This is a genomic window from Sinomonas soli (genome assembly GCF_054782415.1).
Genome location: NZ_BAAGSN010000016.1, coordinates 99,484 through 121,817, shown reverse-complemented (window position 1 = coordinate 121,817; position 22,334 = coordinate 99,484). Strand labels below are relative to the sequence as shown.

Annotated in this window: 22 protein-coding genes; 16 read left to right on the top strand and 6 right to left on the bottom strand. The window is 73.6% G+C overall.

From position 1 onward, the window contains the following. Positions 1–2: 2 nt before the first annotated feature. The gene (locus ACYVKZ_RS16435) at positions 3–617 is read right to left on the bottom strand and encodes a TetR/AcrR family transcriptional regulator (RefSeq protein ID WP_460993340.1); all 615 of its coding nucleotides are present in this window, start codon (positions 615–617) and stop codon (positions 3–5) included. Positions 618–738: 121 nt separating this feature from the next. Between ACYVKZ_RS16435 and ACYVKZ_RS16430 the strand changes: the two genes are divergently transcribed. From ACYVKZ_RS16430 to ACYVKZ_RS16400, 7 genes are all read left to right on the top strand, one after another. Beyond that, positions 739–2,346, top strand: a complete 1,608-nt coding sequence (locus tag ACYVKZ_RS16430) for a carboxyl transferase domain-containing protein (RefSeq protein WP_460993339.1) — start codon at positions 739–741, stop codon at positions 2,344–2,346. A gap of 5 nt (positions 2,347–2,351) precedes the next feature. Next, on the top strand, positions 2,352–4,475 hold the full coding sequence (locus ACYVKZ_RS16425) for an acetyl/propionyl/methylcrotonyl-CoA carboxylase subunit alpha (protein ID WP_460993338.1): 2,124 nt from the start codon (positions 2,352–2,354) through the stop codon (positions 4,473–4,475). Positions 4,476–4,479: 4 nt separating this feature from the next. Next, positions 4,480–5,652, top strand: coding sequence for an acyl-CoA dehydrogenase family protein (locus tag ACYVKZ_RS16420; RefSeq protein WP_460993337.1), 1,173 nt, complete (start codon positions 4,480–4,482; stop codon positions 5,650–5,652). A 76-nt stretch (positions 5,653–5,728) separates the two neighbouring features. Beyond that, entirely contained in the window at positions 5,729–6,502 is a 774-nt protein-coding gene (locus tag ACYVKZ_RS16415) for a CoA transferase subunit A (protein WP_460993336.1), read from the top strand. A 2-nt stretch (positions 6,503–6,504) separates the two neighbouring features. After that, a complete protein-coding gene (locus ACYVKZ_RS16410) occupies positions 6,505–7,191 on the top strand; it encodes a CoA transferase subunit B (RefSeq protein WP_460993334.1) in 687 nt (228 codons plus the stop codon). Then, positions 7,175–7,678: a MaoC family dehydratase gene (locus ACYVKZ_RS16405; RefSeq protein ID WP_460993332.1), complete on the top strand. Its 504-nt coding sequence runs from the start codon at positions 7,175–7,177 to the stop codon at positions 7,676–7,678. The genes ACYVKZ_RS16410 and ACYVKZ_RS16405 overlap by 17 nt, the downstream gene beginning before the upstream one ends. Positions 7,679–7,722: 44 nt before the next feature. Further along, positions 7,723–8,523, top strand: coding sequence for an HpcH/HpaI aldolase/citrate lyase family protein (locus tag ACYVKZ_RS16400; protein WP_460993525.1), 801 nt, complete (start codon positions 7,723–7,725; stop codon positions 8,521–8,523). A 14-nt stretch (positions 8,524–8,537) separates the two neighbouring features. Here the strand turns inward: ACYVKZ_RS16400 and ACYVKZ_RS16395 are convergent, their stop codons facing one another. Continuing rightward, positions 8,538–8,996: a GyrI-like domain-containing protein gene (locus ACYVKZ_RS16395; protein ID WP_460993330.1), complete on the bottom strand. Its 459-nt coding sequence runs from the start codon at positions 8,994–8,996 to the stop codon at positions 8,538–8,540. Positions 8,997–9,126: 130 nt separating this feature from the next. On the opposite strand from ACYVKZ_RS16395, the gene dxr reads away from it, so the two are divergent. Genes dxr through ACYVKZ_RS16365 form a run of 6 tightly spaced genes read left to right on the top strand, consistent with a single transcriptional unit; the run spans position 9,127 to position 14,889 of the window. Next, entirely contained in the window at positions 9,127–10,356 is a 1,230-nt protein-coding gene (gene dxr / locus ACYVKZ_RS16390; protein ID WP_460993328.1) for a 1-deoxy-D-xylulose-5-phosphate reductoisomerase, read from the top strand. A 12-nt stretch (positions 10,357–10,368) separates the two neighbouring features. Then, positions 10,369–11,703, top strand: coding sequence for a M50 family metallopeptidase (locus ACYVKZ_RS16385; RefSeq protein WP_460993325.1), 1,335 nt, complete (start codon positions 10,369–10,371; stop codon positions 11,701–11,703). A 40-nt stretch (positions 11,704–11,743) separates the two neighbouring features. After that, the gene (locus ACYVKZ_RS16380) at positions 11,744–12,046 is read left to right on the top strand and encodes a YciI family protein (protein WP_460993323.1); all 303 of its coding nucleotides are present in this window, start codon (positions 11,744–11,746) and stop codon (positions 12,044–12,046) included. A gap of 48 nt (positions 12,047–12,094) precedes the next feature. After that, positions 12,095–13,261 carry a flavodoxin-dependent (E)-4-hydroxy-3-methylbut-2-enyl-diphosphate synthase gene (gene ispG / locus ACYVKZ_RS16375; protein WP_066497205.1) on the top strand — a complete coding sequence of 389 codons (1,167 nt, stop codon included), beginning with the start codon at positions 12,095–12,097 and terminating at the stop codon, positions 13,259–13,261. After that, positions 13,224–14,102, top strand: coding sequence for a GNAT family N-acetyltransferase (locus ACYVKZ_RS16370; RefSeq protein WP_460993524.1), 879 nt, complete (start codon positions 13,224–13,226; stop codon positions 14,100–14,102). The genes ispG and ACYVKZ_RS16370 overlap by 38 nt, the downstream gene beginning before the upstream one ends. A 31-nt stretch (positions 14,103–14,133) precedes the next feature. Then, a complete protein-coding gene (locus ACYVKZ_RS16365) occupies positions 14,134–14,889 on the top strand; it encodes a hypothetical protein (protein ID WP_460993321.1) in 756 nt (251 codons plus the stop codon). Here ACYVKZ_RS16365 and ACYVKZ_RS16360 read toward each other — a convergent pair. The 4 genes from ACYVKZ_RS16360 to ACYVKZ_RS16345 all read right to left on the bottom strand — a co-directional run bounded on the left by ACYVKZ_RS16360 (position 14,886) and on the right by ACYVKZ_RS16345 (position 17,434). Further along, positions 14,886–15,506, bottom strand: coding sequence for a TetR/AcrR family transcriptional regulator (locus ACYVKZ_RS16360; RefSeq protein ID WP_460993319.1), 621 nt, complete (start codon positions 15,504–15,506; stop codon positions 14,886–14,888). The two genes, ACYVKZ_RS16365 and ACYVKZ_RS16360, sit on opposite strands and share 4 nt — an antisense overlap. Beyond that, entirely contained in the window at positions 15,503–16,258 is a 756-nt protein-coding gene (locus tag ACYVKZ_RS16355; protein ID WP_460993317.1) for an ABC transporter permease, read from the bottom strand. Before ACYVKZ_RS16355 ends, ACYVKZ_RS16360 begins: the two co-directional genes overlap by 4 nt. Continuing rightward, a complete protein-coding gene (locus ACYVKZ_RS16350) occupies positions 16,255–17,043 on the bottom strand; it encodes an ABC transporter ATP-binding protein (protein WP_460993315.1) in 789 nt (262 codons plus the stop codon). Before ACYVKZ_RS16350 ends, ACYVKZ_RS16355 begins: the two co-directional genes overlap by 4 nt. Positions 17,044–17,128: 85 nt before the next feature. After that, complete coding sequence (locus ACYVKZ_RS16345) at positions 17,129–17,434, bottom strand: DUF2249 domain-containing protein (RefSeq protein WP_460993313.1); 306 nt, start codon at positions 17,432–17,434, stop codon at positions 17,129–17,131. Positions 17,435–17,487: 53 nt separating this feature from the next. On the opposite strand from ACYVKZ_RS16345, the gene ACYVKZ_RS16340 reads away from it, so the two are divergent. Genes ACYVKZ_RS16340 through ACYVKZ_RS16330 form a run of 3 tightly spaced genes read left to right on the top strand, consistent with a single transcriptional unit; the run spans position 17,488 to position 22,150 of the window. Further along, entirely contained in the window at positions 17,488–18,198 is a 711-nt protein-coding gene (locus tag ACYVKZ_RS16340) for a helix-turn-helix domain-containing protein (protein ID WP_460993311.1), read from the top strand. Next, the gene (locus ACYVKZ_RS16335; RefSeq protein WP_460993309.1) at positions 18,195–19,442 is read left to right on the top strand and encodes a hypothetical protein; all 1,248 of its coding nucleotides are present in this window, start codon (positions 18,195–18,197) and stop codon (positions 19,440–19,442) included. Before ACYVKZ_RS16340 ends, ACYVKZ_RS16335 begins: the two co-directional genes overlap by 4 nt. Further along, positions 19,439–22,150 carry a multicopper oxidase domain-containing protein gene (locus ACYVKZ_RS16330; protein WP_460993307.1) on the top strand — a complete coding sequence of 904 codons (2,712 nt, stop codon included), beginning with the start codon at positions 19,439–19,441 and terminating at the stop codon, positions 22,148–22,150. The genes ACYVKZ_RS16335 and ACYVKZ_RS16330 overlap by 4 nt, the downstream gene beginning before the upstream one ends. Positions 22,151–22,334 lie beyond the last annotated feature (184 nt).

Below are 22,334 nucleotides of genomic sequence, written 5' to 3'. Positions count from 1 at the left end.
GCTCACGGCCTGGCCGTGAGCGCCGCTTCCGCCATGAGGGCGAGCGTCCCCCTGGCCGAGGAGGCCCTCACCCGCCCGCCCGGCCTGCGCACCGAGTGCGGCGTGGAGTTGATGAGGCCGAACACGGCCTGCGCCCGCATCCGCAGCTCCGCCGCGCTCGCCGCGGGATGCACAGGCCGCAGGGCATCGCACCACACGTCGACATAGGCGAGCTGCAGCGAACGCACCCGCCGGCGGTCCGCCTCCGCGAGGGAGCCGAAGTCGCGGTCCTGGACCCGGATCACGTCCGGCTGGGCCAGGGCGAAGTCCACGTGGAAGGCGACGAGCGCGCGGACGGGAGCGGCGTCGTCGTCCGCGCCCGATGCCGCCTCCTGCGCCACCCGGCGTCCGCCTTCGAGCAGCTCCTCGCTGACGCCGACCAGCAGCGCCCCGAGCACCGCCTGCTTGCCGGGGAAGTGGCGGTAGATGGCCGGCCCGCTCACGCCCGCCGCCGCGCCGAGGTCCTCGAGCGAGGCCCCCGCATAGCCCTGCGCCGCGAACAGCCCGGCAGCCGCGTCGAGGATGGCGCGCCGCCGCTCGGCCTTGGCCTGCACGCGCGGGCTCGTGCTCTCGCCCATGTCCCTCCCCGGTCCGGCGGAAACCCCTGTGCTGGACATCACAGTTAATCCACATTAACTTAGATTCCAGTTAGCCGTCACTAACCGAGTTGATGCGGGCGCCGCCCGTCCCGGAGGACCGATGGAGACCCTGACCAGCCGGATCGACCCGGCAGGCCCCGCCTTCGCCGAGAACAGAGCCGCCCAGCGCGCGCTCGCCGACGAGCTGCGCGCGCGACTCGCCGCGGCGGCCCTCGGCGGCCCCCAGCGCTCCCGCGAGCGCCACGTGGCCCGCGGCAAGCTGCTCCCGCGCGAGCGCATCGACGTCCTGCTGGACGAGGGCTCGCCGTTCCTGGAGATCTCGCCGCTTGCCGCGGACGGCATGTACGACGACGAGTGCCCGGCCGCGGGGGTGATCGCCGGCATCGGCCTGGTCCACGGCCGCCACGTCATGGTCGTGTCCAACGACGCGACGGTCAAGGGCGGCACCTACTACCCCATGACGGTCAAGAAGCACCTGCGTGCACAGGAGATCGCCCTCGAGAACCGGCTTCCCTGCATCTACCTCGTCGACTCGGGCGGGGCGTTCCTGCCCAAGCAGGACGAGGTGTTCCCCGACCGCGACCACTTCGGCCGGATCTTCTACAACCAGGCCCGCCTCTCCGCAGCCAAGATCCCCCAGATCGCCGCGGTCCTCGGCTCGTGCACCGCGGGTGGCGCCTACGTGCCGGCGATGAGCGACGAGACGGTGATCGTGCGGAACCAGGGCACGATCTTCCTCGGCGGCCCGCCGCTCGTGAAGGCCGCGATCGGCGAGGTGGTCACCGCGGAGGAGCTGGGCGGGGGAGAGGTCCACGCCAAGGTCTCCGGCGTGGCGGACCACCTCGCCGACAACGACGAGCACGCCCTCGAGATCGTCCGCAGCATCGTCGAGACCCTCCCCTCCCCGGCCGGGACGCCCTGGGCGGTGCGCACCCCCGCCGAGCCGGCGGCCGACCCGTCCGAGCTGTACGGCGTGGTGCCCGTCGACGTCAACGCCCAGTACGACGTCCACGAGGTCATCGCCCGGCTCGTGGACGGGAGCGAGTTCCACGAGTTCAAGAAGGACTACGGCCCCACGCTCGTCACGGGCTTCGCGCACCTGGACGGGCATCCGGTCGGGATCGTGGCGAACAACGGGGTGCTGTTCTCCGAGTCGGCGATGAAGGGCGCGCACTTCATCGAGCTGTGCGACCAGCGCGGCATCCCGCTCGTGTTCCTGCAGAACATCTCCGGCTTCATGGTGGGCCGCGACTACGAGCACGGGGGAATCGCCAAGCACGGCGCGAAGATGGTCACCGCCGTCGCCACGACCCGGGTCCCCAAGCTCACGGTGGTGATCGGGGGCTCCTTCGGCGCCGGGAACTACTCGATGTGCGGGCGCGCCTACTCGCCGCGGTTCCTGTGGATGTGGCCGGCGAGCCGCATCTCGGTGATGGGCGGCAACCAGGCCGCGTCCGTGCTCGCGACCGTCAAGCGCGACCAGTTCGAGGCCCGCGGCGAGGAGTGGGCCGCCGCCGAGGAGGACGCCTTCAAGGCCCCGATCCGGGCCCAGTACGAGGCCCAGGGGAGCCCCTACTACTCGACCGCGAGGCTGTGGGACGACGGCGTGATCGACCCGGCCGACACGCGCCGGGTGCTCGGAATGGCCCTCGCCGTCGTTGCCCAGTCCCCCCTGCCGGAGACGTCCTTCGGCGTCTTCAGGATGTGAGCCGCATGACCGCCACCACTGCTTCCGCCCGGCCCTTCGCCAAGGTCCTCGTGGCCAACCGCGGCGAGATCGCGTGCCGCGTGATCCGGACCCTGCGCCGGCTCGGCATCGCCTCCGTCGCGGTGTACAGCGACGCCGACGCCGGGGCGCGCCATGTCCACGAGGCCGACGAGGCCGTCCGCATCGGACCCGCCCCCGCGGCGCAGAGCTACCTGAGCATCCCCGCCATCGTCGAGGCGGCCCGTGCCACCGGGGCAGAGGCCGTGCACCCCGGCTACGGCTTCCTGAGCGAGAACGCCGCGCTCGCCCGCTCCCTCGCCGACGCCGGCATCGTGTTCGTGGGCCCCGCCCCCGAGGCCCTCGCTGTCATGGGGGACAAGATCCGGGCCAAGAACCACGTCGCGGGCCACGGCGTGCCGGTCATCCCGGGCGTCTCCGAGCCGGGCCTCACCGACGCCGAGCTCATCGGGCGCGCCGAGGGCGTGGGCTATCCGCTGCTCATCAAGCCCTCCGCCGGCGGCGGCGGCAAGGGCATGACCGTCGTCGAGTCCGCGGCAGACCTGCCGGGCGCCCTCGCGACAGCCCGCAGGGTCGCGACGGCCGCCTTCGGCGACGGGACGCTGCTCCTCGAGCGGCTCGTCCGCGCACCCCGGCACATCGAGGTCCAGGTCCTCGCGGACACCCACGGCACCACCATCCACCTCGGCGAGCGCGAGTGCTCCCTCCAGCGACGGCACCAGAAGGTCATCGAGGAAGCCCCCTCGCCGCTGTTCGACACCGAGCAGGGCCCGGACACCCGCGCCCGCATCGGCGCCGCCGCGTGCGAGGCCGCGCGCTCGGTCGGCTACGTCGGCGCCGGCACGGTCGAATTCCTCGTCTCCGACGAGGCGCCGGACGAATTCTTCTTCATGGAGATGAACACCCGCCTCCAGGTCGAGCACCCGGTGACGGAGATGGTCACGGGCATCGACCTCGTCGAGCAGCAGCTCCGGGTCGCGGCCGGCGAGCCCCTGGTCCTGCGCCAGGAGGACCTCCGCCTCGACGGCCACGCCATCGAGGCCCGCGTCTACGCCGAGGTCCCCGCCCGGGGCTTCCTCCCTGCCACCGGCCGGATCGAGCTCCTCGACGAGCCCGCCGCGGAGCGCGTGCGCGTGGACAGCTCCCTCGAGCCGGGCCTGGCCATCGGCTCGGACTACGACCCGATGCTCGCCAAGTGCATCGCGTGGGGACCCACCCGGGGCGAGGCCCTCGAGACGCTGGACGCCGCACTCTCCCGGTACACCGTGCTCGGCGTCGACACCAACATCGAGTACCTCAGGCTCCTGCTCGCCGACCCGGACGTGCGCGCCGGACACCTCGACACCACCCTGATCGAGCGCCGGCTCGACGGTCTCGCCTTCCGGACCCCCGGAGAGGCCGACTACGCGGCGGCGGCGCTCCTCACCGCCGGGACCGCAGCCAGTGCAGGCGGCGTGGCGGCGGCCGCCACGGGGCCGTGGGCCGCGGACGGCTGGCGCCTCGGCGCCCCCGCCGCCCGACGCATGAGCCTCGGCGGCCCGGACGGCGGCGTCGTGACCGTCGCCGTGCATGCACCCGCGGCCGGTGCGGCCGACGGTGCCGGGACGGTCCGCGTGGACGTCGGCTCCGAGCGGGGACCCGAACGCGGGGCGAGCCTCGAGCGGGTGGGGGAGGCCGGCGTCGTCCTCACCCTCGACGGCGAGGAGCACCGCTACTCCTGGGCGCTCGCGGAGGGCCCTGCGGAGGAGCGCACCGTGCACCTCGGCGACGCGGGCTGGTCCGCCGCCCTCCCCGTCCTCGGCCGCGCGGAGCGGCTCGAGCGGCTCCGCGCCGCCGTCCACCGCCACGAGGGCGAGGCGGCCCCCGAGGTCCGCACGCCCATGCCCGGCACCGTCGTCTCCGTCGCCGTCGACCACGGCCAGTCCGTCGAGGCCGGCCAGCCGCTCGTCTCGGTCGAGGCCATGAAGATGGAGCACCAGCTCGTGGCCGCCCTCGCCGGGACCGTGGCGCTGCACGTCACCCCCGGCGCGCTCGTCAAGGCCGACCAGGTCGTCGCCACCGTCACCCCCCACCCAGAAGCCCCACAGCGCGACGCGCACGAAGGAGCCTGAATCCATGGACTTCCAGCTCACCGACGAGTACCAGGAGCTGTCCGACACGGTGCGCGAGTTCGCCGACGAGGTCGTCGCGCCAGTGTCCGCGCGGCACGACGAGGAGCACAGCTTCCCCTACGAGGTCATCGCCCAGATGGGCGAGATGGGCCTGTTCGGACTGCCGTTCCCCGAGGAGTACGGCGGGATGGGCGGGGACTACTTCGCGCTCGCCCTCGCGCTCGAGCAGCTCGGCCGCGTCGACCAGTCCGTCGCGATCACGCTCGAGGCCGGCGTCTCGCTCGGCGCCATGCCGATCCACCGCTACGGCACCGACGCCCAGAAGGAGGCGCTCCTGCCGGACCTCGCCGCCGGCCGGGCGCTCGCCGGCTTCGGCCTGACCGAGCCCGAGGCCGGATCCGACGCGGGTGGGACCAAGACCACCGCGCGGCTCGAGGACGGCGCCGACGGGCGCGAATGGGTCATCAGCGGATCGAAGGAGTTCATCACGAACTCCGGCACGGACATCACCAGATTCGTGACCGTCACCGCCGTGACCGGCACCGAGGAGCGCCCCGACGGGACCACCCGCAAGGAGATCTCCACGATCATCGTGCCCACGGGAACGCCCGGGTTCCGCGCCGAGAATCCCTACAACAAGGTGGGCTGGAACGCGTCGGACACCCACCCGCTCTCCTTCAAGGACGCCCGCGTCCCCGAGGAGAACCTCCTCGGGGTGCGGGGCCGCGGCTACGCCAACTTCCTCTCCATCCTGGACGAGGGCCGCATCGCGATCGCCGCCCTCGCCACGGGCGCCGCCCAGGGCTGCGTCGACCTGTCCGTGAAGTACGCCAAGGAGCGCACCGCGTTCGGGACGAACATCGGCAAGTACCAGGCCATCCAGTTCAAGATCGCCCGCATGCAGGCCCGCGCCCACACCGCAAGGCTCGCCTACTACGACGCGGCCGCGCGCATGCTCGCCGGCAAGCCCTTCAAGACCGAGGCCGCGATCGCCAAGATGGTGGCGGGGGAGGCCGCGATGGACAACGCCCGCGACGCCACCCAGGTGTTCGGCGGCTACGGGTTCATCAACGAGTCGACCGTGGCCCGGCACTACCGCGACTCGAAGATCCTCGAGATCGGCGAGGGCACCACGGAGGTCCAGCTCATGCTCATCGCCCGCGAACTGGGGCTGTGAGCCGGCTCTAGCCAAAGGGGCCGGGCCTGACGTTGGATGAGGGCAGGCCCGGCAGCAACGCAACGAGGAGGGGCACGTGATCGACAAAGTGGTGGCGAGCGCCGAGGAGGCGGTCGCGGACATCGGGGACGGGGCATCGCTCGCCGTCGGCGGGTTCGGGCTGTGCGGCATCCCCGTGGCGCTCATCGACGCCCTGCACGCCCAGGGCACCGGCGGCCTGACCACCATCAGCAACAACTGCGGGGTGGACGACTGGGGCCTCGGGATCCTCCTCGCGGACGGCCGGATCACCCGCACCATCAGCTCCTACGTGGGCGAGAACAGGGAGTTCGCGCGGCAGTTCCTCGCGGGCGAGCTCGAGGTGGTCCTGACCCCGCAGGGCACCCTCGCCGAGAAGCTCCGCGCCGGCGGGGCCGGCATCCCCGCCTTCTACACGGCCGCCGGGGTGGGGACCCTCGTCGCCGAGGGCGGCCTGCCGCAGAAGTACGACGCCGACGGGAACGTGGTGCTCGCGTCCTCGCCGAAGGAGGTGCGCACCTTCAATGGCGCCGAGTACGTGCTCGAGGAGTCCCTCACCCCGGACTTCGCGCTCGTGCACGCCCAGAAGGCGGACCGCCACGGGAACCTGGTGTTCCACGCGACGGCCATGAACTTCAACCCTCTGTGCGCGATGGCCGGCCGGGTCACGATCGCCGAGGTCGAGGAGCTTGTCGAGCCGGGGGAGCTCGACCCCGAGAACATCGACCTGCCCGGCATCTTCGTCCAGCGCGTCGTGCACGTCCCGCCGGGCAGCCCGCACGCCGAGAAGCGCATCGAGAAGCGGACCGTGTCGACCACCGAGGGGGACTGAAGATGCCGTGGACCCGCAACGAGCTCGCCGCGCGCGTGGCCAGGGAGCTCGAGAACGGACAGTACGTCAACCTGGGCATCGGCATGCCCACCCTGATCCCCAACTACATCCCGGACGGGGTCGAGGTGGTCCTCCACTCCGAGAACGGCATCCTCGGCACGGGGCGGTACCCGCGCGAGGACGAGGTCGACCCGGACCTCATCAACGCCGGCAAGGAGACCGTGACCGTCAACCGCGGCGCGGCGTTCTTCGACTCGGCGACCTCGTTCGGCATGGTCCGCGGCGGCCACGTGGACGTCGCCGTGCTCGGGGCCATGGAGGTCTCCGCCCACGGGGACCTCGCCAACTGGATGATCCCCGGGAAGATGGTCAAGGGCATGGGGGGCGCCATGGACCTCGTCTTCGGCGCCAAGCGGCTCATCGTCATGATGGAGCACACGGACCGGAACGGGAACCCCAAGATCCTGCCCGAGTGCACGCTGCCGCTCACGGGCCGGGCGTGCGTCGACCGCATCATCACGGACCTCGCGGTGATCGACGTGCAGCGCAGCGGGGTGGGCGCCGGGATGGAACCGGGGCCCGGGCCGGTGCTCGTGCTGAGGGAGCTCGCGCCGGGGGTCACCGAGGAGCAGGTCGTCGCCGCGACCGCGGCCGAGCTCGAGGTGGAGATCCATGACAACGAGCCCTGAGCCGGCCCCGCTCCGCGTGATCGAGCAGCGCGGCCTCTACTTCGACGAGCTCGAGGAGGGCGTGGCCTACGCCCACCGCCCCGGGCGCACCGTGACCGAGGCGGACAACGTCCTGTTCACCACGCTCACCATGAACACCCAGTCGCTGCACCTCGACGCGGCGTGGAGCGCGGGCCAGCCCTTCGGGCAGCGGCTCATGAACTCGATGTTCACGCTCTCCACGATGGTGGGCCAGTCCGTGGCCCAGCTGACGCAGGGGACGATCGTCGCGCAGCTGGGCCTCACCGACGTGGCCTTCCCCCACCCGCTCTTCCACGGCGATACGCTCTACACCGAAACCGTCGTCGTGGAGAAGCGCCTCTCGGCCTCGCGCCCCGGACAGGGGATCGTGACCTTCGAGCACACCGGGCGCAACCAGGACGGCACCGTCGTGGCCCGGGCCCGCCGCTCGTGCCTCATGTGGACCAAGGAAGCGCATACCCGGTGACCGAGACGACCGCCCAGACCCACGCCCACGGAGCGCCCTTCGCCATGGGGCCAGCGCTGCTCTTCTGCCCCGCCGACCGGCCCGAGCGCTTCGCCAAGGCCGCCGAGCGGTCCGACGCCGTGATTCTCGACCTCGAGGACGCGGTGGCGCAGGACGCGAAGGCGGAGGCCCGCAGGAACCTCGCCGAGACGCCGCTGGACCCGGAGCGGACCATCGTGCGCGTCAACTCCGCCGGCTCGGTCCACTTCGACGCGGACCTCGAGGCGCTCGAGGCCACGCCGTACCGCACCGTCATGCTCGCCAAGGCTGAGGCGCCCGAGCAGCTCGCGCTCCTGCGCGCCTACCGGGTCATCGCCCTCTGCGAGACGGCCGCGGGCATCCTCGCGGCGCCGTCGATCGCCGCCGAGCCGAACACTGTGGGCCTCATGTGGGGGGCCGAGGACCTCGTGGCCTCCCTCGGCGGGACGTCGAGCCGTGCCGCGGACGGGGCGTACCGGGCCGTCGCCCTCCACGCCCGCTCCAGCGTGCTCCTCGCCGCCGGCGCCCACGGGAAGGCGGCGGTCGACGCCGTCTACACCGACATCCCGGACCTCGACGGGCTCTCCGCCGAGGCCGCGGACGCCGTCGCCTCCGGGTTCGCGGCGAAGGCCTGCATCCATCCGGGCCAGGTCGCCGCCGTGCGTTCCGCGTACGCGCCGTCAGCCGAGGCGGTCGCCGCCGCCCAGGCCCTCCTCGCCGCGGCGGAGGCCGCCGGCACGGGCGTGTTCCAGTACGAGGGCAAGATGATCGACGGCCCGATCCTGCGCCACGCCGAGGCGGTGCTGCGCCGGGCCGGGCTCGCCTGAGCGGAGCCGGAACCCTAGCTCGCGGGCCAGAACAGCTCGGTCCGCCACGTCGCCGGGTCCGGCTCGGCGTTCGGGTCGCTCATGTAGACCTCCCACATGCTCGCCCCCGGGGCGAGGCCCTGCTCCCGCATCCACCCGGTCACCTGCTGGTACGTCTCCGGCAGGGACTCGTAGGGGCCCACGTGCAGGGCGTGCACCGTCCGCCCGCCCGGCAGGACGCTGGCCGTGACCTCGCCGGTGCCGGAGAACGTCCCCGCCACAGGGAAGCCCGCCTCGACGTCGATGGTCTCGCCCGGCATGCCGTGGTACATCGCGAACGGCGGTCCGGCGACGCGGCCGCCCTGGTCCTGGACGGCCGCGACCACCGTGCCGAACACTCCGTCGAAGAAGTTCCGCAGCTCATCCATCTTCACGGTGGCGCGCACCACGGCGGTCGGCTGCTCGGGCAGGTCGCTGACGCTGATCTCAGTCATGGTCCCATGCTCGCCCATCGGCCCCCGCCGGCGCGAGTGCCGGGAGCCCCGGGTCCTGCCCTCCTCGCCCACGCCGGAGCCCCGCTCCTTCCGCAGAGGGGAGGCTCCGCTGTAGGGAATACTGGAGGGCATGCACACTTCCGGCACCGAGAGGGACCCGCAGGCGCAGCGCTCCGTCGTCATCCTCGGATCGACCGGCAGCATCGGCACCCAGGCGCTCGACGTGGTCGACGGCGCCCCCCACCGCTTCCGCGTCCTGGCCCTCAGCGCCGGCGGCGGCAACCTCGGCCTCCTCGCCCGCCAGGCCGTGCGCACCCGCGCCGAGGCGGTGGGCATCGCCTCCGGGAGCGCCGACGAGCTGCGGTCCCTGATCGGCGCGGCCGCGGCCGCCGAGGGCGTCGCCGGCTACGAGCCGGAACTCCTCGCCGGTCCCGACGCCTCGGCCCGCATCGCGGCGTGGAGCGGGCCCGGCGGCCCCGCCGATGTGGTGCTCAACGGCATCACGGGGAGCATCGGGCTCGCGCCGACCCTCGCCGCCCTCGCCTCCGGTGCCACGCTCGCGCTCGCGAACAAGGAGAGCCTGATCGTGGGCGGCTCCCTCGTGACGGGCGCGGCCCGGCCCGGCCAGATCGTCCCGGTGGACTCCGAGCACTCCGCCATCGCCCAGTGCCTGCGGGCCGGCCGCCCGGACGAGGTCGAGAGGCTCATCCTCACCGCCTCCGGCGGCCCGTTCCGCGGACGGGACCGGGCGTCGCTCGCGGGCGTCACCCCTGCCGAGGCGCTCAACCACCCCACGTGGGACATGGGCAAGGTGGTCACCACCAACTCCGCCACGCTCGTGAACAAGGGCCTCGAGCTCATCGAGGCGCACTTGCTCTTCGACGTCCCGCTCGAGGCGATCGACGTCGTCGTCCATCCCCAGTCAGTGGTCCACTCCATGGTGCAGTTCACCGACGGCTCGGTCATCGCCCAGGCGAGCCCGCCGGACATGCGCCTGCCGATCGCCCTGGGCCTCGGCTGGCCCGACCGCGTGCCGCGCGCGGCGCGCCCCTGCGACTTCACCCAGGCGGCGGCGTGGACGTTCGAGCCGCTCGACGTCCGCGCGTTCCCGGCCGTGGAGATCGCCCGCGACGCGGCGAAGCAGGGCACGACCTTCCCGGCCGTGTTCAACGCCGCCAACGAGGAGGCCGTCGAGGCCTTCCATGCCGGCAGGATCGGGTTCCTCGACATCGTCGACACGGTGGAGGCAGTGCTCGCCGAGCACGCCGGTTCCTCGGAACTCTCTGTGGATTCCGTGCTCGCCGCCGAGGAGTGGGCACGCGCGCGGGCCGGTGAGCGTTTGGGAACGCAGAAGCCTTAGGAGATCTCCAGCGTGAACCCCACTGTCCTCTTCATCCTCGGCGTCGTCTTCGTCGCCGTCGGCATCGCCGTGTCCATCGCCCTGCACGAGGTGGGCCATCTCCTGCCGGCCAAGCTGTTCAACGTCCGGGTCACCCGGTACATGATCGGCTTCGGACCGACTCTCTTCTCGTTCCGGCGCGGCGAGACCGAGTACGGCGTCAAGGCCCTCCCGCTCGGCGGCTACGTCGCGATGGTGGGGATGTACCCGCCCAACGCGACGGACGGCTCGGTGCGGCAGTCGAGCACCGGCATGTTCCAGAGCCTCGCGGAGGCGGCCCGCGACCAGGCGCACGAGGAGGTCCGGCCCGAGGACCACGGGCGGCTGTTCTACCAGCTGCCCGTCTGGAAGAAGGCCGTGATCATGCTCGGCGGCCCCGCGATGAACATCATCCTCGGGATCCTGTGCACCGCGATCCTGCTCATGGGGTTCGGGACGCCGCAGCCCACCACCCAGATCGCCAGCGTCTCCGCGTGCATGGTCACCCCGGGCAGCGGGGGCCAGAACACGGATCCGGCCACGTGCACCAAGACGCCGGCCGCGGCGGCCGGGTTCCAGCCGGGGGACACCATCGTGGCGTTCGACGGCAGGCCCGTGACCGGCTGGGACCAGCTCACCGGGTGGATCCGGGCCTCCGCCGGACACGAGGTCCAGATGACGGTCAAGCGCGGCGACGCCGAGGTGACCACGAAGGTCACCCCGGTGCTGAGCCAGCGGCCGGTCCTCGCCGCCGACGGCCAGCCGGTGAAGAACGCGGACGGCACCTACCAGACCACCCAGGCAGGCTTCCTCGGCATCGGGCCGCGCCAGGGCCTCGTGCCCCAGCCCGCCTCGAGCGTCCTCCCCGCGGTGGGCGAGAACATCGCCCAGGTGACCGGCGTCGTCGTCAACCTGCCCGCCCGGGTCGTCGCGGTGGGGCAGGCGGCGTTCAGCAGCGCCCCCCGCGACCCGAACGGCCCCATCAGCGTCGTCGGCGTCGGCCGGGTCGCCGGAGAGGTCGCCTCGATGGAGGACGTCCCGGTCCAGGCGCGGATCGCGACGCTCGTGGGCATCCTCGCCGGCGTCAACCTCGCCCTCGCAGTCTTCAACCTCGTCCCGCTCCTGCCGCTCGACGGCGGGCACGTGGCCGGTGCGCTCTACGAGGGCGTCCGACGCCGCGTGGCGGCCTGGCGCCGGCGCCCGGACCCCGGTCCGTTCGACATCGCCAAGCTCCTGCCGCTGACCTACGTGGTGGCCAGCGTCCTGCTCGTCATGAGCGCGCTGCTGATCTATGCGGACATCGTCAAGCCCGTCAACCTCTTCGGATGACGTTCAGCGGCACCGGCCGCGAGGGGGATAGTCTGGACCCATGACTGTCTTCGCCGTCGAATACCGCTATGTGTCCGCGCCGGAGGGGGCTGCCCGCCTCGACGAGGTGCGCCCCGACCACCGCGCGTGGCTGCGCGAGCGGGCCGAGTCCGGCGACCTCCTCGCGAGCGGCCCCTACGAGGGCGGCGCGAAGGCCCTGCTCATCTTCCAGGCCGAGGACCGCGCCGCCCTGGACGCCGTGCTCGCCGACGACCCGTTCGCCCAGGCATCCCTCATCGCGGAAACGGTCGCCACGCCGTGGAACCCGATCATCGGCCGCCTCGCCGACGCCGCAACGGTCTGACCGGCCGCCGCCCCTGAAACCACCCAGCAGTACCCCAAAGGAGCACCAGTGACCTCGGTCAGCCTCGGAATGCCAGCAGCCCCGCCGCCAGTCCTCGCGCCCCGGCGCAAGACCCGGCAGATCAGGGTGGGCTCGGTCGGCGTCGGCTCCGACTCGCCGATCAGCGTCCAGTCGATGACCACCACTCCGACCACGGACATCAATGCCACGCTCCAGCAGATCGCGGAGCTCACGGCCGCCGGCTGCGACATCGTCCGCGTGGCGTGCCCGTCCGCGGACGATGCCGAGGCGCTGCCGATCATCGCGAAGAAGTCCCAGATCCCGGTGATCGCGGACATCCACTTCCAGCCCAAGTACGTCTTCGCCGCCATCGAGGCCGGGTGCGCCGCCGTCCGCGTGAACCCCGGCAACATCCGCAAGTTCGACGACCAGGTCAAGGAGATCGCCCAGGCGGCCAAGGACCACGGCACCTCGCTCCGGATCGGCGTCAACGCCGGCTCGCTGGATCCCCGCCTGCTGCAGAAGTACGGCAAGGCCACCCCGGAGGCCCTCGTGGAGAGCGCCCTGTGGGAGGCCAGCCTCTTCGAGGAGCACGACTTCCACGACTTCAAGATCTCCGTCAAGCACAACGACCCCGTGGTCATGGTCCGCGCGTACGAGCTGCTCGCCGAGCGCGGCGACTGGCCGCTGCACCTCGGCGTGACCGAGGCCGGCCCGGCGTTCCAAGGCACCATCAAGTCCGCCACCGCATTCGGGGCCCTGCTCTCCCAGGGCATCGGGGACACGATCCGCGTCTCCCTCTCGGCCCCGCCCGTGGAGGAGGTCAAAGTCGGGATCCAGATCCTGCAGTCGCTGAACCTGCGGCCCCGCAAGCTCGAGATCGTCTCCTGCCCCTCGTGCGGCCGCGCCCAGGTGGACGTGTACACGCTCGCCGAGGAGGTCACCGCCGGCCTGGAGGGCATGGAGGTCCCGCTCCGCGTCGCCGTCATGGGCTGCGTCGTGAACGGGCCCGGCGAGGCGCGCGAGGCGGACCTCGGCGTCGCCTCGGGGAACGGCAAGGGCCAGATCTTCGTCAAGGGCGAGGTCATCAAGACCGTCCCGGAGAGCCAGATCGTGGAGACTCTGATCGAAGAGGCGATGAAGATCGCCGAGGAGATGGGGGAGGCCGGTGGCGAAGATGCTGTCGAAGGCGGCCCCGTGGTCACCGTCTCGTAGCCGCCCCTCCGCGAGGGCGGTGCGCCGGCTCACGGACGAGGACACGCCGGCGCTCGCCGCGCTCGCGGCCGTGGACCCGGTCGCGAACGTATTCGTCGCCGCGCACCTCGCGGCGTACGGCACGGCGGCCGAGACGGGCACCGGCGCGGAGATCGTCGGGACGTTCGACGGCGACGGGCGGCTCGCCAGCGCGTGCTGGCTCGGCGCCAACATCGTCCCCGTCCAGGTCCCGGCCGAGCATGCGAGGGGCTACGCCGACGTGATCCGGCACTCCCGCCGCCGGTTCGCCTCCATCTTCGGCCCCGCCGAGGCCACCCTCGCCATCTTCGCCGAGCTGTCCGGGCCCCCGGCCCGGGACGTGCGCCGGGCCCAGCCCCTCCTGGCCATCGACGGCGCGCCCGCCGTGCCGGCCGACCCGCTCGTCCGGGTCACGACCCTCGAGGACTTCGACGCCCTTGCGCCCGCCTGCGTGTCCATGTTCGAGGAGGAGGTGGGCTACTCGCCGGTGGCCGGCGGCAGCGACAACTACTACCGCCGGGTGCGCCAGCTCATCGCGGAGGGCCACTCGTTCGCCCGCTTCGGGGCGGACGGGGAGGTCGAGTTCAAGGCCGAGCTCGGCTCCGTCTCGCCGGCGGCCTCGCAGGTCCAGGGAGTCTGGGTCGCGCCCGCGCACCGCGGCGAGGGGCTCAGCCCCGGGGGCATGGCCGCGGTCGTCGAGCATGCCCGGCGCGCCGCCCCGATCGTGAGCCTCTACGTCAACGACTACAACCACCGCGCCCGGGCCAGCTACCGCCGGGTCGGCTTCGAGCAGGTCGGCACGTTCGCGACCGTCCTGTTCTGACCACGCACTGCAACGGACATTGGGGGAAGACGTGCGTCCACTGTCAGCGCCGTGGCAGCGCAGCGCGCTCGCGGCAGTCTCCGCGGTGCTCGCCGTCGGCGCCCTGGCGGGCTGCCGCGCCGGCGTGCAGGTCCCGCCCTCCTCGGGACAGGGCGGCCCCGGACTCAACGCCTCCGGCGAGCAGCGCAGCTTCACGGGGGACGAACTCGTCGGGACGGCCGCAGCGGCCAAGACGGCGCTCAGGCTCGGCGGCTCGGTCCTGGACGCCCCGCAGCTCACGGCCCAGAAGGAGGCCGCCGTCCCCGGGCTGCTCGCGGACGCTGCCCCGGCAGCGTGCGCAGCCCTCACCGCTCCGTCCACGCCCGCGGGCCTCGACCGCGCCACCGCCGCGCTCGTGGTCGCCCCCTCGGACAGCCACGCCCAGCACACCGCAGTGGGGCTGAAGAGCCGGGCGACGCCCGAGGATGCCGCGGCAGAAGTCGCCGCCCTGAAGAAGGCCGCCGCAGCGTGCGGGCGCTTCCAGGCGTCGCTGGGGGGCCGGCGGGTGCCCGTCGCGGCGGCCGCGGCGGACCCGGGCGCCGACGCCCAGGACGCGGTCATGGTCACGTCCACGGCGCAGGTCCCGGACAGCGGCGGCGGCACGCCCCAGGAGCGCAGGGTCGTCCGGGCGCTCGCGGCCAAGGGGACCGTGGTCGTGGAGGTCCTCCTCGTCGACGCGCAGGCGGACGACGCCGCGGCCACCGTCCGCGGCTACACCGACATGGCGCTGGCCCGGCTGCCGCTCTAGGCCGAGGCCCAGCCCCCGGGCGCGGACAGCGGGCCGGTGAGGTGGCGCTCGAGCGCCGGGGCGAGGAGTTCCTCCGCACGCTCGGCGGGCAGCGAGGCGATCGGCTCGAGCTCGACGATGTACCGGGCGAGGAGGAACCCGACCACCTGGGTCGCGGCCAGCGACGCGCGCAGCGACCGCTCGGCCTCGTCATACGGCAGGCCCTCGGCGACCCGGACGAGGATCCTGCGGCGCACGACCTCGCGGAGCAGCCGCGTCCGCGCCGCCGAGCCGATCGTCGCGCGGAAGAACGCCGCGAGCACGCGGCGCTGCGGGCCCTCCCACAGCGTCAGGACGGCATGCGCCACGTACCGTCCGCGCCCCTCGGACGTGGAGGCGGACAGCCCCGCGAGGAGGTCTCCGGGGTCTGCCGGCAGCGCCACCGCGGCCGAGAAGAGCGCCTCCTTCCCGTCGAAGTAGTGGTGCACGAGCGCGGGGTCGACCCTGGCCTCCCGGGCGATCTGGCGCAGGCTCACGGCATCGAACCCCTGCTCGGCGAAGAGCCGTCCGGCCGCGGCGACGATCCGCGCGCGGCGGTCGCCGCCGTCGTCCGGGCGGCCGCGGCGCTGCGTGCTCACGAGCTCTTCCGGGGCAGGGTGGACGAGGCCAGGACGAGCAGTCCGACCACGATGGCGGCCATGATGCCGAAGTCGCGCCACATGGTCCGGGTGGGCTCGGTGTTCTTGGCGATCTCCTGGAGCGCATTGACCGAGTAGGTCAGCGGCATCCAGTCCGAGACGGCCTCGAACACGTCGTTCATGCGGTCGCCCGGCACGAAGAGTCCGCACAGGAGGATCTGGGGGATCACCACGACCGGCATGAACTGGACGGCCTGGAACTCCGTGCGGGCGAAGGCGCTGCAGAACAGGCCGAGGGCCACCCCGAGGACCGCGTTGACCACGGCGACGAGCACCACGAAGCCGCCGTTGCCCCTGATGTCCAGGTGGAACACCCAGTAGGCCACGGCCGTGGCGATCGCCGACTGGAGGGCGGCCATGAGCGAGAACGCGATCCCGTAGCCGAAGAGGAGGTCGCCCGTGTGGATCGGCGTGGTCATGAGCCGCTCGAGCGTGCCGGTGGTGCGCTCCCGCAGCATCGTGATCGAGGTGATGAGGAACATCACGATGAACGGGAAGATCGCGAGCATGATCAGTCCCACGCGGTCGAAAGTGCGGGGCGCCCCGGGAGGGAGGACCTCGTTCTCGTAGAGCCAGTACACGATCGCGAGCAGTGCCGACGGCACGACGACGATCATGGCGAGGCTGCGGTGGTCGTGCCCCAGCTGCTTGAGCACGCGCGCGGTGGTGGCCCACAGCATCCGCGGGTTCATGCCGCATGCTCCCTGGCCGGGAGCGGCAGGCCCGCGGCCTGCCGGTCGAGGTCGGCACGGATGATGCCGAGGAACGCCTGCTCGAGGTCGCTGCTCCCGCCGCGCTCGCGGAGGGCATCCGGGGTGAGCTGGCCGAGGAGGCGCCCTTCCCGCAGCAGGAGGAGCGAGTCGCAGCGCGCCGCCTCCTCCATGACGTGGCTGGAGACCAGCAGGGTCGCGCCGCTGTGGGCGAGCGCCCTGAACCTGTCCCACAGGTCCACGCGCAGCACGGGGTCGAGTCCCACTGTGGGCTCGTCGAGGACGAGGAGCTGGGGCTCCCCGACGAGGGCGCACGCGAGCGAGACCCTGCTGAACTGGCCGCCGGAGAGGTCCGCCGCGCGCCGCCGGGCGAGGTCTGCGAGGCCGACGGCGGTGACTGCCGCCCGGGCCTCCGCGGCGGACTTGCCGTGGAGGGCTCCGAAGTACTTGACGTTGTCGAGCACCGTGAGGTCCCGGTAGACGCTGGGCTCCTGCGTCATGTAGCCGATCGCGTGGCGCAGGGGCGCCGAGCCGGCTGGCCTGCCGAGGACGGTCAGGGATCCCCTCCAGAGCTTCTGGACTCCCACGATGGACCGCATGAGCGTGCTCTTGCCGCTTCCGGACGGGCCGAGCAGCCCGGTGACCCGGCCGGCCGGGACCGTGAAGCCCAGCTCGTGGAGGATGGGTCGGCGCCGGATGCGGACGGACAGGGCGTCCGCCTCGATGGCCGGGGCGGTCGCGGCGGCATGGGCTGGGGTGTGCGGCATGGGATGCTCCAGGGCTGGGATGCCAATTCATCACGTGGTGAATCGGAGGCTAGGCCCGCCCCGGCGCGCCGTCAAGAGGATGCGCTCACGCCTCCCGGCGGAACTGGACCTTCCATTCCACCGGACCCTCGGAGAGGTAGGAGACGTCGAAGGCGCCCTCGCGGTAGCGCTGCTCAACCTGGGCGAGGAGCGGCAGCGGCGCGTGGTTGGCGATGATCACGAGACCGGCGCCCACGGCGAGCGAGTCCAGGGCGCCGAAGATCGTCGCGTGGCGGATGGCGTGGGGGATGACCCGCACGTCGAGCTCGGGGAACCCCTCGCCGTCGTGCTCCCCGCAGGCGCACGAGGCCTTCTGGGTCAGGGTGAGGGGGTTCTCTGCGGTGTATTCCACGGCACGTCCTTCCGATCGGGTCTGCTGGCCGAAACTTTACTACAATAAATTCCGTGGAAAATAGTCCGCTCGGTCCCCAGCCCGCCGCCCCCGGTCCCGCCATGCCGCTCTCGGGCGCCCGCGCAGCAGTGCTCGACCTCGTCAGGGCACGGCGCACCCCGTGCACCGTCGACGAGCTCGCCGGCGAGACGGGGCAGCACCCCAACACGGTCCGCGAGCACCTCGAGGCCCTCGCGGCGGCGGGGCTCCTCGAGGCCGCCGCGGGTGCCTCCACACGGGAGGGCCGGCGCGGGCGGCCGGCGAAGCGGTACCGTCCCGCCGAGCTGGCTCCCCAGGCCCCTGGCTACGCCGCCCTCGCCGGGGTGCTCGCGGCGGAGGTGGCCCGGCTCGCCCCCGACCCTGCGGCGGCGGGCGCCGAGGCGGGCCGGAGCTGGGCGCGGCGCGCCCTCGCGCCGGCCGCCGGCCCGGTCTCGGCCGAGGACGCCCGACGCCGCGTGCTCACCGAGCTCGACGAGCTCGGCTTCGCGATCGCCCCGGCACCCGCGGCTGGGGCCCCGGCGGATGCCGAGGACGCCGGGGAGCGCGTCCGACTCGTGGCGTGCCCGCTCCTAGCCGCCGCGAGGGACGAACCACGGGTCGTCTGCTCGGTCCATGCGGGCCTCGTCGACGAGTCCCTGCTGCTGCTCGGCCAGCCCGGCCTGCGCGCCCGGCTCGAGCCCTTCGCCGAGCCGGGCGCTTGCCTGCTCACGATCGGCCCGGCATGAGCCGGGATGCCGGCGCCCGGGACGCCGGACCGCGCACGGCCGGTCCCCGCAGCCCGGCCGCCGCGCGCCGCCCCCGCCCCGGAACGGTGGTCTGGCACCGTGTGCTGCTCCTCGCCGTGGGCGGTGCCTCGCTCCTCGCGGGACTCGATGCGGCCCTGGTGCTGCTCGGGCTTCCGGCGCCGGTGGGCGGCCACGCGGCGCCCCTGCTGCCGGCAGACCATGGGACCCTCATGGTGCTCGGCTTCGTGGGCACGCTCATCGCGCTCGAACGGGCGGTCGCGCTCCGCCGGGCCTGGGGCTACGCGGCCCCCGCCCTGCTCGGCGGCGGCGCGCTCGCCGAGCTCGCGCCCTGGGGCCCCGCGTGGCCTGCACGCCTCGCGCTGCTGGCGGGCGCGATCGCCTTCGCCCTCGTGTACGTGCCGCTGTGGCGCCGGCAGCGGGACCCGGCGGTGCTCGTCCAGGCGCTCGGGGCCGTGGCGGCCGCCGGGGCCGCCGGGCTCCTGGCCGCCGGGGTGGCCGTGCCCACCGTCGTGCCCTGGCTCGCCGCGTTCCTCCTCGCCACCATCGCCGGGGAGCGGCTCGAGCTGGCCCGCCTGCGGATCCGAGGCCGTTGGGCCGAGCCGCTCCTCGTCGCGGCGAACGCCGCGCTCGTGGCGCTGTGCCCCGCCGCGATGCTGTGGCCGGGCGCCGGGTATCCGCTCTTCGGCCTCGCCGTGCTCGCGCTCGCCGCGTGGCTCGTGCGGTACGACGTCGCCCGCGCCACAGTGCGCTCGTCCGGCCTGCCGCGGTACGTCGCTGCGTGCCTCCTCGCGGGCTACGCGTGGCTCGCGGTGGCCGCCGGCGTGTGCCTCCTCGTCCCGGGCGCTCCCTCGGGAGCGGCGTACGACGCGCTCCTGCACGCGGTCTTCCTCGGGTTCGTCATGTCCATGGTCATGGCCCACGCGCCCGTGATCCTCCCGGCCGTGCTGCGCCGCCCGCTCCCGTACCGGCCGGCCATGTGGGTCCCGGCGGTGCTCCTGCACGCGACGCTGCTGCTGCGGCTCGGCCTCGGGGACGCGCGGGGAGACACGGTGGCCTGGCAGTGGGGCGGGGCCGGGAACGTCCTCGCCGTCCTGGCGTTCGTGGTGCTCGCCGCCTGGTCGGCGGCCCGCCCGGGCCAACCCAGAAGCACCAATGGGCCCAGAACCTCCAACGAACCCAGAACGGCCAGCGGGCCCAGAACCGCAGGGGAGCCCCGCCCATGATGCCCACCGTCCCTCCCACGGCCGCCGATCCGGCGGCCCCCGGCCGCCAGGCACGCACCGGGCGGGCCCAGTGGCACCGCTGGGCCAACGTCCCCACGCTTGTGTGGCTGCTCGCCATCGCGGTCCTCTCGGGGATCCACCGCGGCATCCCGGCCTCGGGGTGGCTGCTGGTGCACCTCGCGCTCCTGGGCGCGGTGACGAACGCCATCCTCGTCTACTCGTGGCACTTCGCCGAGGCGCTGCTGCGGCTGCCGATGCCGTCGCGGCGGGCGCTCGCGGTGCGGCTCGTGCTCCTCAACGTGGGTGCCGCCGCCGCGATGGCGGGAGTCGTGGCCGGGGTGTGGCCGCTGGCGGTGTCCGGCGCCGCCGCCGTGGGCGCGGCGGCTGGATGGCACGGGGCCGCGCTGCTGGTCAGGCTCCGACGGGCGCTGCCCTCGCGCTTCCGGTCCACCCTGCGCTACTACCTCGCCGCGTGCGCGCTCCTGCCCTTCGGCGCCGCGGCGGGGGCACTGCTCGCGCTCCCGGGGACCGACGACGGCGGCGACCTGCACGCCCGGCTCCTGCTCGCGCACGAGTCCCTCAACCTCCTCGGGTGGGTCGGCCTGAGCGTCCTCGGCACGCTCGTGACCCTCCTTCCGACGATGCTGCGCACACGGGCCGACGACTCCGCCGAGCCCGTCGCCCGCCGGGCCCTCTGGGTCCTCCTCGCGGGGGTCGGCCTCACCGCGGGAGGCGCCCTGGCGGGGGTGCGCGCGGCGGCGGGGGCCGGCGTCGTGCTCTTCCTCGCCGGGGTGCTCGTCTCCGCGGTCCCGCTCGCCCGGTCGGTGCGTCGCAAGGCGCCGGTGGCGTTCGCCCCGCTGTCGGCCGTCGCCTCGCTCGTCTGGCTCCTGGGCGCGCTGGCCCGCCTCGCGTGGCTGTGCCTGACGGCTCCCGACTGGGAGGCGCTCCACGTGGCCCTCGGCGGCCTCACGCCGGCGCTCGCCGCCGGCTTCGCCGCCCAGGTGCTCGCGGGCGCACTGTCCTACCTGCTGCCCGTGGTGCTCGGCGGCGGCCCCGCGGAGGTCCGCCGGCGCACCGAGACGCTCGACGCCGGCGCCTGGCTCCGCGTGGCACTCGCCAACGGCGCACTCGCCCTCTACCTCCTGCCCGTGCCCAGCACCGTCCGCGTCGCGGCGGCGGTGGCGGGTCTCGGGGCCCTCGTGGGATTCGTGTGGCTCGCCGGGCGCGCCTTCCTGCGCCGCCCCCGGCGCGACCCCGGCGACCGGGAGGAGCGGGCGCGCCGCCCCGGCGGCTCCGGGCCGGTCGAGGCGGGCGCCTCGGTGCGCAGCCGCCTCGGCTCCGGCGCGGTGGGACTCGCGGTGCTGCTCGCGGCGGTGGTCGCCGGCGTGGCCGCCGACCCGTCCGTCCTCCCCGTCCCCGGAGGCGGGAGCCCCGCGGCCGCCGCGGCCGGAGGGGCCGCGGTCGCACCGACCGGGCGCACCACGACGGTGGACGTCGCGATGTCCGGGATGCGCTTCGTGCCCGACACGGTCAGCGTCCCGGCCGGAGACCGCCTCGTGATCCGCCTGACGAACAGGGACCAGACCGCCCACGACCTCGTCCTCGCCACCGGCCAGGACTCCTCCCGGATCTACCCCGGCAGGAGCGGAGAGCTCGACGCCGGTGTCATGGCGCAGTCCGTGGACGGCTGGTGCTCCGTGGTGGGCCACCGGCAGATGGGCATGGTGTTCCGGGTTACCGTGACCGGCGCCCCGCAGCCCTCCGCGGCGGCCGTCCCCGCCCCGGGGAGCATGGACATGCCGGGCATGCAGCACGCCTCCTCGGGCGCCCCGGCCGCCCCGCACACCCCCTACCCGCCGGACCTTCCCGCGGTGCCCGCGGGCACGGTGCACCGCGTGACGCTGACGGTGCGCGACACGGTGGCCGAGGTCGCCCCCGGCGTCACCCAGACCCTGTGGACGTACAACGGCACGGCGCCCGGGCCCGTGCTGCACGGCAGGGTGGGGGACACGTTCGAGGTGACGCTCGTCAACGACGCCTCCGCCGGGCACTCGATCGACTTCCACGCCGGCGCGCTCGCCCCCGACGGGCCGATGCGGACCATCGACCCGGGCCAGCGGCTCACGTACACGTTCAGGGCCACCCAGCCGGGGATCTGGATGTACCACTGCTCCACCATGCCGATGTCCCTGCACATCGCGAACGGGATGTTCGGCGCGGTGGTGGTCGACCCGCCGGATGCGCCCCCGGTGGACCACGAGTTCGTGCTCGTCCAGAGCGAGCAGTACCGCGGCGCGGCGTCGAACGGCGCGCCGGGGATCGCGGACCCGGCGAAGATCGCCGCGGGCACCCCGGACGCCGTGGTGTTCAACGGGTACCCGAACCAGTACGACGCCGCGCCGCTCGCCGTGCGCGCCGGCGAGCGGGTGCGCGTGTGGGTGCTCGACGCCGGCCCCGGCCGCGCGACATCGTTCCATGTGGTGGGGGCCCAGTTCGCCGCGGTCTGGGCGGAGGGCGCGTACCGGCTTGCCCCGGGGCCGGGCGGGACACAGGCGGGCGCATCCCAGGCCCTCGACCTCGCACCCGCCCAGGGAGGCTTCGTGGACCTCACGTTCCCCGAAGCGGGGCACTACCCGTTCGTGAGCCACTACATGGTGGACGCGGAACGCGGCGCGCACGGAGTGTTCGACGTCGCTCCCGCGAAGTGAGCCGCCGCTCCTTCTGGCAGTCGCCTCCTGGGAGTCACCTTCTGAAGGTCAGGTCCTGGAGGTCAGGTGCTGCGGCTCGCCGCCGGTGAGGGGGGCGCCCGACGGCGCGTGGTCGCCGTCGGGCGCCGGAGCGGACCACCTCTCCGGGCCGCCGCCCGCAGGAGGCGACCCCAGAAGGTGACCC

Excerpts from the sequence above, each read along its gene's own strand:
- ACYVKZ_RS16420 (WP_460993337.1), top strand. The coding sequence starts at position 4,480 with ATGGACTTCCAGCTCACCGACGAGTACCAGGAGCTGTCCGACACGGTG.
- ACYVKZ_RS16410 (WP_460993334.1), top strand. The coding sequence starts at position 6,505 with ATGCCGTGGACCCGCAACGAGCTCGCCGCGCGCGTGGCCAGGGAGCTC.
- ACYVKZ_RS16355 (WP_460993317.1), bottom strand. The coding sequence starts at position 16,258 with ATGAACCCGCGGATGCTGTGGGCCACCACCGCGCGCGTGCTCAAGCAG.
- ACYVKZ_RS16400 (WP_460993525.1), top strand. The coding sequence starts at position 7,723 with ATGGGGCCAGCGCTGCTCTTCTGCCCCGCCGACCGGCCCGAGCGCTTC.
- dxr (WP_460993328.1), top strand. The coding sequence starts at position 9,127 with ATGCACACTTCCGGCACCGAGAGGGACCCGCAGGCGCAGCGCTCCGTC.
- ACYVKZ_RS16335 (WP_460993309.1), top strand. The coding sequence starts at position 18,195 with ATGAGCCGGGATGCCGGCGCCCGGGACGCCGGACCGCGCACGGCCGGT.
- ACYVKZ_RS16435 (WP_460993340.1), bottom strand. The coding sequence starts at position 617 with ATGGGCGAGAGCACGAGCCCGCGCGTGCAGGCCAAGGCCGAGCGGCGG.
- ACYVKZ_RS16425 (WP_460993338.1), top strand. The coding sequence starts at position 2,352 with ATGACCGCCACCACTGCTTCCGCCCGGCCCTTCGCCAAGGTCCTCGTG.
- ACYVKZ_RS16405 (WP_460993332.1), top strand. The coding sequence starts at position 7,175 with ATGACAACGAGCCCTGAGCCGGCCCCGCTCCGCGTGATCGAGCAGCGC.
- ACYVKZ_RS16350 (WP_460993315.1), bottom strand. The coding sequence starts at position 17,043 with ATGCCGCACACCCCAGCCCATGCCGCCGCGACCGCCCCGGCCATCGAG.
- ACYVKZ_RS16330 (WP_460993307.1), top strand. The coding sequence starts at position 19,439 with ATGATGCCCACCGTCCCTCCCACGGCCGCCGATCCGGCGGCCCCCGGC.
- ACYVKZ_RS16430 (WP_460993339.1), top strand. The coding sequence starts at position 739 with ATGGAGACCCTGACCAGCCGGATCGACCCGGCAGGCCCCGCCTTCGCC.
- ACYVKZ_RS16370 (WP_460993524.1), top strand. The coding sequence starts at position 13,224 with ATGCTGTCGAAGGCGGCCCCGTGGTCACCGTCTCGTAGCCGCCCCTCC.
- ACYVKZ_RS16380 (WP_460993323.1), top strand. The coding sequence starts at position 11,744 with ATGACTGTCTTCGCCGTCGAATACCGCTATGTGTCCGCGCCGGAGGGG.
- ACYVKZ_RS16395 (WP_460993330.1), bottom strand. The coding sequence starts at position 8,996 with ATGACTGAGATCAGCGTCAGCGACCTGCCCGAGCAGCCGACCGCCGTG.